This is a genomic window from Pseudomonas sp. OTU5201 (assembly GCF_038440135.1).
GTDB lineage: Bacteria > Pseudomonadota > Gammaproteobacteria > Pseudomonadales > Pseudomonadaceae > Metapseudomonas > Metapseudomonas resinovorans.
Genome location: NZ_JASATC010000031.1, coordinates 36,911 through 48,968, shown reverse-complemented (window position 1 = coordinate 48,968; position 12,058 = coordinate 36,911). Strand labels below are relative to the sequence as shown.

Here is a 12,058-nt window from a genome sequence, read left to right as displayed (position 1 = left end):
AACGGTCGGTGATCACTCAGCGAGGCAGCCCTCTGGAGAAGCTGACGCTCCGCGGGCGAGCACCTCCCGATACAGTTTTGCCCAGCGCCGACCCATCTCCTCGGCCGTGAAGAGTTCTCGATAGCGTGCCTCGGCCCGCGCGCCCATCGCAGCCACCTCGGCAGGGTTCTCCCAGAGCCGAGTCATGGCTGTGCGGAACGCCTGAGGGTCACTGGGCGGCACGACCAGACCGGTCACACCGGCGGCATTGATGTAACTGGTTCCTGTGCCTATTTCGCTGGAAATCATCGGCTTACCGTACATCGCACCTTCGAGCAGAGAGATGCCGAAAGCTTCCGAGCGCAAATGAGAAGGGAAGACGATCGCCCGCGACAGCTGTAACAGGGCAACCTTGTCTTCCTCGTTAACGCGCCCGACGAAGCGCACGTGATGTTCTACCCCCAGGGCCGCCGCCTGAGCTTTAAGCTGCTGTTCCAACGGCCCTGCACCCACGATTACCACGGGATAGCCGGTGCCCTGCGCAGCCTCCAGCAAGATGTGCAAGCCCTTGTAATAGCGCATTACGCCCACGAACAGGAAGAACCCCTCCCCCACCGCCTGCCGCCAGTGTTCCAGGCGTTCGGTACCTGGTTGTGGATAGCTGGACTTGTCCAGCCCGTAGGGTATAACGGCCGTCTTGTGCGGGTAGCGACGTAATACTTCGCTGGTGCCGAGGTAATTGGGCGATGCAGCGACTATCCGGTCGGCTTGCGCGAGAAACCGGTGCATCAGGGGGTGGTAGAGCTGGAGCAGGCGTTTCTGGCGGATGATGTCCGAGTGGTAGGTGACCACCATGGGCTTGCGGGCCCGGGAAACAAAATGGACGAGGTCCATGAATGGCCAGGGAAAGTGGTAGTTGATGACATCCGCTTCGGCTGCCAGCTCGCGAAAACGCGACAGCACGCTATAGGAGAATCCGGTGGATGCCACCTGCAGATCCAGGCGAGCGCGGTGCACGTGATGGCCACCGAGCTCGACAACGGGCGGATTCGGGTCCGCGCTAAGGGTCAGGACATTATTGTCGATACCGTGCGCGGCACCGCTGCGGCACATCTGGTAGATGACCTGTTCGATACCTCCAACCGAATCCGGCAGGTACGTCTTGAAGAAATGCAGTACGCGCATTCAGCCCCTCACGGCCTGATGGTAGGTCGCGACGGTGATGTCCGCACAACGCTGCCAGGTGAAATTCTCGGCCCGACGAATGCCCAGGGCACTCAGCCGCTGCCATTGCATATGGTCTTCCAGCAACCACGAGATCGCCTCGCTCATGCCCTCGGCATCGCCCAGCTCGACATAGGTTCCGGCCTCCCCAGCCACTTCGGGGAGTGCCGAAGTACGCGTCAGTACGACTGGAACTCCGCAGGCCATGGCCTCTAGCACCGGCAGGCCGAAGCCTTCATACAACGAAGGGAAGAGGAGCAGGCGTGCCCCTGCGAACAGACTCGCCAGCACCTCATCATTGAGGTAGCCCATCAATCGGACATGTCCCGAAGCCACCGCTCCGGCCAGAGCCTTATCCAACTGGCCGCTGCGCCAACCCGGCATCCCCGCGATGGCAAGCGGGTAACGTTCACGCAGCGCGGCCGGCAGCATCCCGTGGGCCTTAAGCGCAAGTTCCAGATTCTTGCGTGGTTCCATTGTCCCCACGCAGAGCAGGTAGCGGCCAGCCTGCAGCCCCAGTGGCAGCAACTCGGGGCGCAAGGAGGCCTCAGGACGCGGATGAAAGCGCTGGGAGTCATGGCCCAGCGGCGCCACCACCACCCGCTCCGGTGCCAGACCGAAATGACGGCACACCTCGTCGGCAACGAAGGCCGAGTCCGTGAGAATGCAGCGCGCGCGCTCAACACCCGCTCCGACCAGGCGTTCGATTTCCGCCAGGCGGTCACGTGGCTGAGTCTCAGGGTAATGTACGTGCGTAAGGTCATGCAGAGTCATGACCATCGGACCGTCGAACTCCAGCGGCCACAGGCTTGGCTCGTGATACAGGTCAGCCGGCTGCCGATTCAGGCCGGCATCGAAGCGCCCCTGCTCCAGCCAACGCCGGATTCGGTAGGCGCCCGGTATCCGTTTAGCCGCTGCAGTCCAGCGGGAATAACCCGGTAGGGCCGCCTGCGGCAGCGTTTGATCCCATCCCCAGCCGTGAAACAGCTCCAGATCGAGATCAGACCGTCCGCCAAGGGCTGTGGCCAGCGCAGCAACATACTGTCCGATCCCGGTACGCGGCGCCTGCAGGACACGGGTGTTAAGGGCAATCCGCACGGTGGATTTCCAAAGCAGACGGCTGGGCTTTCGGTGGGCGACGCAATGCCGCGACGACGCGCGAGATCAGCTGCGCACTGGCCTCTCGCCAGCCAATCCAGGTCCAGTCGGTGACACTGCGCTGAGCCGGGAAGGTGCCACTGCTCTCGAAGCGCTCGACCAGTTCGGCCAAGCTCTCGGGCCGCTCCAGATCGAAGTAGGCGACAAAATCCCCGCCGATCTCACGAAACACCGGAATGTCGCTGGCCATGACCGGCAACTGCCGTTGCATGGCTTCCACCAGGGGCAGACCGAAACCTTCGACGTAGGACGGGAACACCAGCGCGCGCGCATGCGCGTAGGCCTGTTCCAGGCCGCGATCATTGAGCTCGTTGAACATGAACAAGCGATTGTTCCGCTCGGGGTGCTTGCGAATTCGCTCCATCAGATCGTCGCACTTCCAGCCCACCCGCCCGATGATGCACAGCCGCGCCGCAGCCCCATTGGCCCACAGCCGCTCGAACGCATCCAGCAGGTACGCATGGTTCTTGCGTGGCTCGATGGTGCTGACCATGAGGTACACCGGGGCCCCGTCGGCGAACATCGCTAACAGCGCCGGATCGAGCTCCGTGCGCTTGCTGGCCAGATCGAGTTCCGAACCCAGGTAGAAGTGCTCGAACCAGAGCTTCTCGACCAACTCGGCGCCGCGGCGACGCTCGATCTCTGCGCGCAACTGGTCGCGAATAGTCGTGGAGATGCAAATGAATCCATCTGCCATTTCGGCAATCCAGTCGAACCAGCGATCGAACACCTTGACCAGGTTGTTATCGCAGAACTGTGGATGGGTCAGCGGGATCAGGTCGTAAATCACGGAGATGATGCCCACGCCCTGAGCCTTCAGGCGTTCGGCAATTGGAAAGAAATCCGCGTGCCAGGACGAGTCGAGCAGCAACAACTGGTCGCCGGGTTGGATTTCCAGAAGAACCGAGCGCTGGGGAGCCTGGTGCCGGCGACTGAAGAAATTGGCAGCGCGCAGCGGCAAGGTGATCCCCAGGCTGGCCAGCTTGCTGAGCACGAAAAGCACACGGCGCGCATTGTGCGAGCGCGTCATCGGCCAGCAGCGGTCGAGGCGCGCATGCCACATCCAGAAATCCAGGCGCGCTTGCTCCAGGGTCACACTCATGCGCGTGTGCCAGGGAAGCCCTGTCCCCGGCAGGGGAGCCAGGCTGAGCACCCGATGCATCCGCCCCTGCAGGAACACGACAGGCACGCACTCGACATCTATGTGGATGTGCTCGAGTTGCCGGATCACATTGCGCACGACCCGTTGGATGCCCGAGTTCATATGGGGGTGTTCGAACACATAAGTGCATTCGACGAGCAGACGACTCATGAAAGGCCCTCTGGAACGGAAACAGGAGAAGCGCTGGCCGAACGACTGATCGTGGTTCGCGCATCCAGCCAGGAACAGCCGACGAAATCCTCCTGGCGCAGGTTGATGACGTGGAACACCAGGCCGTAGTCGCGCCACTCGTAGTTCCGGTCGAGGTGCGAATCCAGGCGCGACAGGCAGAACGCCACGGAGTAGTTACCCTTGCCCAGCCGCATGGGGAAGGCGAAGCGGTAGGTGATCCGCTCGCCGGCCACCAGGCCGTCCAGTGGCTGGTCGACCCGGTGCGTATTGATCCCGTACATCGGCTGGCCGAAACGGTCCTTGATCATGAACCCGAGCACCAGGCGATCGACGGGCTGGCGGATCTCGACCTTCACTTCCAGCTCGACCAGTTGCCCAACCTCGACCACCTCCAGCGGCCGGCCCTGCTCGTCGAGCAGACGAACATCAGCGATACCCGCCTCGCCGCTGCCGGAGATGGTGCGGACATTACCGTCGGCCAGCATTTCCTGGCGCACCGTGATGCGCTCGCGTTCGGCGAGCAGTGCGTTGTAATAATCCATCACCGCTTCCGGATGGCCCTGCATGGCGACTCGCCCCTCATTGAGCAACACGGCGCGATCGCAGATCGACTGGATCGCGCTGCGGTCGTGGGAAACGATCAGCAAGGTGGTACCGGCGCGGCGGAAGCTGCGAATGCGTTCGAAGCTCTTGTGCTGGAAATAGGCATCACCTACCGACAGTGCCTCGTCCACGATCAGCACATCAGGGCGGCGCGCCGTGGCGACACTGAACGCCAGGCGCATCTGCATGCCGCTCGAATAGGTGCGCACCGGCTGGTCGATGGCGTCGCCGATTTCAGCGAACTGTTCGACCTCCGGCATCATGGCCTGGATCTCCTCCACGGCCAGCCCCAGCAACTGACCGGCCATGAAGACGTTCTGCCGACCGGTGAACTCCGGGTGGAAACCCATGCCCAATTCGAGCAGGGCCGCCACGCGACCTTCGATCCGGATGTCACCGGTGGTCGGTTGCGTGGTCCCGGCGATCATCTTCAGCAGGGTGCTCTTGCCGGCGCCGTTGACGCCAACAATGCCGACGGCCTCCCCCGGGCTGATCTCGAACTCCACCCCTTGCAGGATCCAGTGGAGCGAGTGCCGCGGCCCCGAGAATGGCCACAGCCATTCGCGCAGGCGCGACCAGCGCGTCGGGTAATGCTTGTAGGCCTTGCCCAGACCATTGACGCAGATCTTGCCCATCAGAGTTCATCCACCATTTCACCGGATCGCCCGCGGAACAAGGCGAGGCCAGCGGCGCACAGCAGCAGACTGATGACACAGAGCGGCATCAGGCTCGCCCAGTTCGGCCAACTGCCCTTGAGGAACAATTCCTGGTAAGCCTGCATGAGCGCCGTCATCGGATTGAGGAACACCAGCCCCTGGATCGACTCAGGCAGTATCGATAACGGATAGACAATGGGGGTCAGCCAGAACCAGAACTGCAGGCCGATGCCGAAGAACTGGCCAACATCCCGGAAGAACACGTTGAGTACGCCGAGCACCATGCCCAGCCCGGCAGCGAACAACAGTTGGAGCAGCAGCAACACCGGCAACGCCAGCAGTGCGATGCCCGGCCAGCGTCCAGTGAGGAGCAGGAAACCGAGGAACAGCGCCAGGATGATGGCGAAGTTCACCCCGGCATTGAGCAGCACGATCAGTGGCAGACAGATCCGCGGGAAGCTCAGTTTCTTCAGCAGGTTGGCGTTGTCCAGGAACATCGTCAGGCTGCGCGTTGTGATTTCGCCGAACAGCCCCCAGGTCAGCAGGCCGGCGCAGAGATACACGCTGTAGGCCAAGCCATCGTCCAGTCCAGGCAGGCGCGCACGCATGACCTGGGAAAAGATCACGGTGTAGACGACGATCATCGCCAGCGGATTGAGTACCGTCCACAGCGCGCCGAGCAATGAATTGCGGTAGCGCGCCTGGAACTCCCTCATAACGCTGCCAACGATGAATCCCCGGTAGGTCCAGACCGAACGGATCACTTCGAGCATCATCTAGCGGGCCCTGCCATACATATCCTCGAAGCGGACGATGTCGTCCTCCCCAAGGTACTCACCGCTCTGCACTTCGATCATCACGAGGTCGATGACCCCCGGATTCTCCAGTCTGTGCTTGTGCCCGGCCGGGATGTAGGTGGACTCGTTGCTATTGACCAGGTGCGTGTCTTCACCGGTGGTGACCTTGGCCATGCCCCGAACCACGATCCAGTGCTCGCTGCGGTGATGGTGCATTTGCAGCGACAGGGAAGCCCCCGGCTTGACCACGATCCGCTTGATCTTGAAGCGCGGCCCCTCCTCCAGCACGGTGTAGGTGCCCCAGGGCCGGGCGACCGTGCGATGCAGACGGTAGGCCTCGTGCTCGCTGTCCTTCAGCTGCTTGACCACCTTGCGGACATCCTGAGCGTGGTCGGCATGGGCGACCAGAATGGCGTCAGCGGTATCGATCACTATCAGGTCGCTGACCCCGACCGTGGCCACCAGCCGTTGGTCGCTCTGCACGTAGGTGCCTCGTGAGTCGACGAAGATCGCGTTTCCCGCCGCCCGGTTGTTCTGTTCGTCCGGTTCGACCAGGGCGCTGAGCGCGCCCCAGGAACCGATGTCGCTCCAGTCGAACGCTGCCGGGATGACCGCCACCCGGTCGGAGCGCTCCATCAGGGCATAGTCGATGGAAATATCCGGCAAGGCCGCGAAATGCTCGGCACTGAGTTCCTGCTGGAGGATGCAGCCGAGCTCGTCGCTGGCGCTGGCGTGCAGGCAGTCGACCGCGCGGGCCAGCAGCTCTGGTGCATGACGCTCCAGTTCACCCAGCAGGGTGCCGACGCTGAAGCAGAACATCCCGGAATTCCACAGGAAGCGCCCGCTTTCGTGGAAATGCCTCGCCGTTTCCAGGTCGGGTTTTTCGACGAAACGCTGGACCAAGGAACCGCCCCGCTCGTCGATGGCCTCGCCTTTTTCGATATAGCCGAAACCGGTTTCCGGCGCGGACGGTACCACACCGAAAGTGACCAGGTAGCCTTCAGCCGCCAGCGCCGCCGCATGCTTAACGGCGAGGCCAAAGCTGCTGGTGTCGCGGATCAGGTGGTCGGCCGGCATCACCACCAGGATCGCCGTGTCGCCGTGGCGCTCGCGAAGGGTCAACGCGGCCATGGCGATCGCCGGCGCGGTGTTGCGTCCGACAGGCTCGAGGACGAAATGCCCACGCTGGCTGAGGCGAGCCGCCTGGTAGTGATCCTTGCTCTGGAAGTAGTAGTCACGGTTGGTCACCGTGACGATGTCGCCGCCCTCCCCCAGCAGACCGGCGGCTCGATGGTAGGTCTTGTGCAGAAGCGTCTGGCCATCCGGAAGCACCATGAAGGGCTTCGGCTGACCTTCGCGAGATACCGGCCAAAGGCGTGTGCCAGCGCCGCCGGAAAGAATGACGGGAATCAGCATGAACTACTCCTTGCTCACGCGACGCAGGTCGGCATCCACCATCATATGAATCAGCGACTCGAGGCTGGTCTGCGGGCTCCAGCCCAATACACGCTCGGCCTTGCCGGGATTGCCCAACAGAACTTCGACTTCAGCCGGGCGGAAGAACGCAGGATCGATGACGACATGATCCTGGTATTTCAGTCCGACGTATTCGAAGGCGATCCTGCACATGTCACGGACGGTGGTGGTGACGCCAGTGGCCACGACGTAGTCGTCGGGCTTTTCCTGTTGCAGCATTCGCCACATGGCCTCGACATAGTCGCCGGCGAAACCCCAGTCGCGCTTGGCGTCGATATTTCCCAGGCGGAGTTCATGCTGTTTGCCCAGCTTGATGCGGGCAACAGCATCGGTGACCTTGCGGGTCACGAACTCGATGCCGCGCAGCGGTGACTCATGGTTGAAGAGGATGCCGCTGGACGCGTGCAGGCCGAAGCTCTCGCGGTAGTTCACCGTGATCCAGTGGCCGTAGAGTTTGGCCACGCCGTACGGGCTGCGCGGATAGAACGGCGTGCTTTCGTCCTGCCGTTCCGCCTGGATCAGGCCGAACATTTCGCTGGTGGAGGCCTGGTAGAAACGGGTCTCCGGGCTGAACTGACGGATCGCCTCGAGCAGGTGGGTCACACCCAGACCGTCGACTATGCCGGTGGTCACGGGCTGGTCCCAGGAACTGCCGACGAAGCTCTGCGCCCCGAGGTTATAGACCTCGTCGGGCTTCGCCCTGATCACGGCGCGCTGCACGGAGCAGGCATCAGCCAGATCACCGTCGAGATAGGCCAGCTCCCCTTCGATACCAAGTTCGCGCAGACGCCAGCGTGTATCGGTGCTGCGCCGGGCGACCAGGCCGTGAACGCGATAACCCTTTTCCAGAAGCAGTTTGGCGAGATAGGCGCCATCCTGGCCGGTAACCCCAGTAATCAGTGCATTTTTTGTCATTATTGCAACACCCGTGTTTCCCAATCGGACAGTATCGTCGCGAGGGTTTGTCTTATCGTTATGGTCGGCTTCCAGCCTGTCGCCTGCTGCAGCTTGACGTTACTGGCGCAGACCCGACGTTGCTCCGCGCGCCTCATGCGCGCGGGGTCCTCGACCAGTTCCAGCTCAACCCCCGCGAGTACTGCGAGTTGCTGGATCAGGTCGCGAATCTTCTGCTCCTGCCCGGAGCAGACGTTGTAAACCTCACCACTGATGCCCTTTTCGAGAATCGCGAAATAGGCGTCGATGACATCGCGAACATCCAGGAAGTCGCGCGTGACATCCACGTCCCCGACTTCAAGGCGCGGCGGTTGTAGCCCCAGGCGCATACGTGCGATCTGGTGCGCTGCACTGGCCAGAACGAAGGCATCACGCTGACCGGTTCCCACATGGTTAAAAGGCCGTGCGAGAACAATGTGCCAGCCTTCGGTGTAACTCCATTGCTGGCACAACAGTTCGGCGGAAAGCTTGCTCACCGCATAGGGATTTCGCGGCCGCGGCAGCAGGCTTTCATCGATCGGCAGGTCACCCTCGGCCACCTGGCCGTAGACATCGCCGGAACTGACGTAGAGGAAGCTGCCGCTGAAACCTGCGCGCTTGAGCGCCTGTAACAGGTTCAACGTGCCTTGGACGTTGACCTGCAAGGTCGCCGCCGGATCGCGAAAGGCTTCTGGCACGAAGGTCTGCCCGGCGAGGTGGATCACGGCATCGGGCACGCCACCGGCAAGGGCCACATCCAGTTCTTCCGGCCGCAGCAGATCGAATCGGCCACGGTCAAGCAGTTGCCAGTCTCCGGGCACCTCCTGAAGGCGGCGGACAAGATGCTGACCAACGAAGCCAGTGGCCCCGGTGATGAATAATTTCTTAGGCAAGTTCCCCCCTCGCGGCTGGCCCAGCAGTCACATTCGCAGCGGTGGGCTGCTCCCCGGTAAAACGCGCCAGACGGCGATGGGCGATTTCGGCCCCCTTGCGCCGCAGGGGCTGTTCCACCAGGCGGTAGTTCAGCTCGCTTCCGACCACCATGAACGCGATGGAGGTGAGGACCAGCTCGACGGTGAAGGACTTGTCGAGTGTCAGGCCCTGTGCCGTTGCGTAACGGGTCCACAACTCGACGCTGAAGTGGTAGGCGCAGACATGGATGACGTAGAGCGCATAGGAGCGCGAACCGAGCCATTCGAGCGGCTTTGACAGCAGCGGAGGACAGAACAGATAGCCCCGCTGGTAGCTGGCTATCCAAACCAGTGCCAGCGACACCAGCGCGACCAACCCCACCGCGACAGGCACGGCGATCATCTGCCCCGCAATGGCGCCCAGCAGGTAGAACAGCACCAGCATCAGGCCCAGGCGCCACCAGGCACTCTCTCCTAGGAGGGTGGGCTCGAATTGACGGAACAGCGGGGTACGGCTGAACAGGCAGAGCAACACCCCCCACATCATGGCGTCGAGACGGAACGAGGTGAGCATGGCGCTGGTGGGCGTGCCGAAAGGATTGCGATCCAGGCCGAACTGAACCGCGATCAATAGCAGCAGGACAATGACCCGCCAGCGCGTCGAGGTCACCAGCAGCAGGAATAGAGGGAAGAGGAAATAGAACTGCTCTTCCAGGGCCAGGCTCCAGTACACCGAGTTGGGTCCGAGAATCGCGCCGTACTGGTTGGCCAGGTTGCCGCTGAAGGTCGCTACCGCGGTGAAGCTGCGCAGGTTGTCGAACCAGGAGCCAAAGATGCCGGTCTGGTTGAACAGGATCGACAACGCCAGGGGAATCAGTATCCATAGCCAAGCCGTCGGCAGCAGGCGATAGAGCCGGCGCAGCCAGAAACTTTGGGCGGCAACTCCGAAATGGCCCTGCTGCCGGTGCTGGTCGAAATAGTCGAGGTAAGCCTTGCTCACGACGTAACCGGAAATGCAGAAGAACAGATCGACGCCGGTCCAGGGCATGTAAACGCTGAACAACGTATTAAAGAAGGTCTGGTGGAACGGCAACAGGACCGGCAAATGGGAGAGCAGCGTCAACCCCACTGCGAGTGCACGCAAGTACTCGATCTCGATGTTCTTTCCGTTACTCATACGTACTACCTGTCAGACCGGCTTGCGGGCGATGATCGCTTGGCTCTTGGGCATGGCGCGATCAAGCGCTTGTTTGATACGGGGACCGTCCTCCATCGACAGCAGCATGTTCCAAGTGCGGGTCCAGCTATCCAGCAGCGGGTGCCAGGGCGGCGACAGGTCCTGCTTGCAGGCCCAGAAGAAGAACCACCAGACCGACCAGTAGAATCCGTACTGGGCCTTGCGCTCGATCACCAGGCCGGCTTCCTCGATCAGGCGCTCGAACTCATCCCGCTGGAATACCCGGATGTGATTCGGGTGCTCGAAGTAGGCAGGCGGGGCCAGGTCTTTCTGGACACTCTCGCCCAGCGGATCGGGAACCGTGATCAGGTACTGCGCGCCGGGACGGCCGACCCGCACCAATTCGCTCATGAACTGGCGGGGATCTTCGACATGTTCAAGCACCTCCATCGCGACGATCTTGCTGACGCGCCCATCGGGTAGCGGGATCGGATTGGCATCAGTGACTAGCGGCGTCATCGCGCGCGCTGGAGAACCTTGGAGCGCGCGCTCCACCGCAGCGACCTTATCAGCGTCGATATCGGCAAAGATCACCTCAGCCCCACGCTGGGCACAGAACTGTACGAAGGGACCATCGCCGCAACCGATGTCCAGCACAGAATCTTCCGCACAGATCGGGAAGCCTTCGAACAGCTCGTTGCTCTCCTGGCGGAACCACCCGCTCAGCGAGGTATCGGCAAGCGTGGATAAGTCGACGTTGTCGGCATTGGCGGGGGGGACGGGCTCCGCCACGGGGGCCGCCGCACGTCCTGACAAGCGCTTGAGGATCTCCAGCATCTCAGCTCCTGGATAACTGCTTTCGAGTTGAGCGAACGGCGCGCAGGCCATCCGCCATCAGGAGTACGCGCCAGCGGCGCTCTCCATGCATCGTCCTTCCGGCTCGGGCTGCGTTCATGGGCAAGCGTCGAGCGGCTTGCGTGCCAGGATGATCTGGGTCTTGGGCAGCGTCCGGTCGAGTCCTTCGCGCAGCACATCGCCGCCGGGCAGATGGATCACGCGATGCCATAGGGTTGCCCAGTCATCGAGCAGCGCATGGTGCGGCGGTGCCAGTTGGTCGTGTGTGGCGCCCTCGAAGGAACGCCCCTCCGCGCGGGCAAGCGTCCAGTAGAGCATCATCCACAGCGTCCAGTAGAAACCGTAGGAATGTCGGGATTCGATCACCAACCCGGCGTCAGTCACCAACTGAGCGAATGCTGCCTCGGAGAACACGTTGATGTGGTTCGGTGCCTGAAAATGCGCAGCGGGCGCCAACGGGCGCTGCAACTCTTCGCTCACCTGCGCCGGAACCGAAAGGAAGTACAGCGCGCCCGGCTGGCCGACACGGAACAGCTCGCGCAGGATCGCACCCGGCTGCTCTACATGCTCTAGCATCTCCAGCGCCACGATCCGGCTAGCCTGTCCATCCGCCACCGGCAGCGGCAGACTGTCGGAAACCCAGCCCTCGACCTTGCGCGCGCCGCTGTCTCTGACTCGTTCTTCCAAGGCCGCAATCTTGCCTGCGTCGGAGTCGGTGAAGATCACGTGGGCACCGCGTCGAGCACAGAACAGAGAGGCGCCGCCAGCGCCACAGCCCACATCCAGCACCACGTCGTCGGGGCTGATCGGAAAGCCGCGGAACAATTCATTGCTGTGGTTCTGGAACCAGCCGGCCATGACCGCATCCACCAACCCACAATCCAGGGAGCGGACCCGCTCATCGGTGGGCAACGGATCAGGCCCAACGAGTCGCCGTCCCAGTTTTCGCAGCCAGG

The 12,058-nt window shown here is 62.3% G+C and carries 11 protein-coding genes; all 11 read right to left on the bottom strand.

The window, feature by feature from the left end; translation table 11 throughout:
* Positions 1-12 precede the first annotated feature (12 nt).
* Positions 13-1,164: a glycosyltransferase family 4 protein gene (locus AAHM40_RS18905; protein ID WP_342246010.1), complete on the bottom strand. Its 1,152-nt coding sequence runs from the start codon at positions 1,162-1,164 to the stop codon at positions 13-15.
* A complete protein-coding gene (locus AAHM40_RS18900; protein WP_342246009.1) occupies positions 1,165-2,301 on the bottom strand; it encodes a glycosyltransferase family 4 protein in 1,137 nt (378 codons plus the stop codon).
* A complete protein-coding gene (locus tag AAHM40_RS18895) occupies positions 2,285-3,673 on the bottom strand; it encodes a glycosyltransferase family 4 protein (protein WP_342246008.1) in 1,389 nt (462 codons plus the stop codon). Before AAHM40_RS18895 ends, AAHM40_RS18900 begins: the two co-directional genes overlap by 17 nt.
* Positions 3,670-4,932 (bottom strand): ABC transporter ATP-binding protein, encoded by a 1,263-nt coding sequence (locus AAHM40_RS18890; RefSeq protein ID WP_342246007.1) that lies wholly within the window; start codon positions 4,930-4,932, stop codon positions 3,670-3,672. The genes AAHM40_RS18895 and AAHM40_RS18890 overlap by 4 nt, the downstream gene beginning before the upstream one ends.
* Complete coding sequence (locus AAHM40_RS18885) at positions 4,932-5,729, bottom strand: ABC transporter permease (RefSeq protein WP_342246006.1); 798 nt, start codon at positions 5,727-5,729, stop codon at positions 4,932-4,934. Before AAHM40_RS18885 ends, AAHM40_RS18890 begins: the two co-directional genes overlap by 1 nt.
* Positions 5,730-7,166, bottom strand: a complete 1,437-nt coding sequence (locus AAHM40_RS18880) for a mannose-1-phosphate guanylyltransferase/mannose-6-phosphate isomerase (RefSeq protein WP_342246005.1) — start codon at positions 7,164-7,166, stop codon at positions 5,730-5,732.
* 3 nt (positions 7,167-7,169) lie between these two features.
* Complete coding sequence (locus tag AAHM40_RS18875) at positions 7,170-8,141, bottom strand: GDP-mannose 4,6-dehydratase (RefSeq protein WP_342246004.1); 972 nt, start codon at positions 8,139-8,141, stop codon at positions 7,170-7,172.
* Positions 8,141-9,052: an NAD-dependent epimerase/dehydratase family protein gene (locus tag AAHM40_RS18870; protein ID WP_342246003.1), complete on the bottom strand. Its 912-nt coding sequence runs from the start codon at positions 9,050-9,052 to the stop codon at positions 8,141-8,143. The genes AAHM40_RS18875 and AAHM40_RS18870 overlap by 1 nt, the downstream gene beginning before the upstream one ends.
* On the bottom strand, positions 9,045-10,247 hold the full coding sequence (locus AAHM40_RS18865) for an acyltransferase family protein (RefSeq protein ID WP_342246002.1): 1,203 nt from the start codon (positions 10,245-10,247) through the stop codon (positions 9,045-9,047). Before AAHM40_RS18865 ends, AAHM40_RS18870 begins: the two co-directional genes overlap by 8 nt.
* 12 nt (positions 10,248-10,259) lie before the next feature.
* The gene (locus AAHM40_RS18860) at positions 10,260-11,084 is read right to left on the bottom strand and encodes a class I SAM-dependent methyltransferase (RefSeq protein WP_342246001.1); all 825 of its coding nucleotides are present in this window, start codon (positions 11,082-11,084) and stop codon (positions 10,260-10,262) included.
* A 114-nt stretch (positions 11,085-11,198) separates the two neighbouring features.
* A complete protein-coding gene (locus tag AAHM40_RS18855) occupies positions 11,199-11,960 on the bottom strand; it encodes a class I SAM-dependent methyltransferase (protein ID WP_342246000.1) in 762 nt (253 codons plus the stop codon).
* Positions 11,961-12,058: the final 98 nt, after the last annotated feature.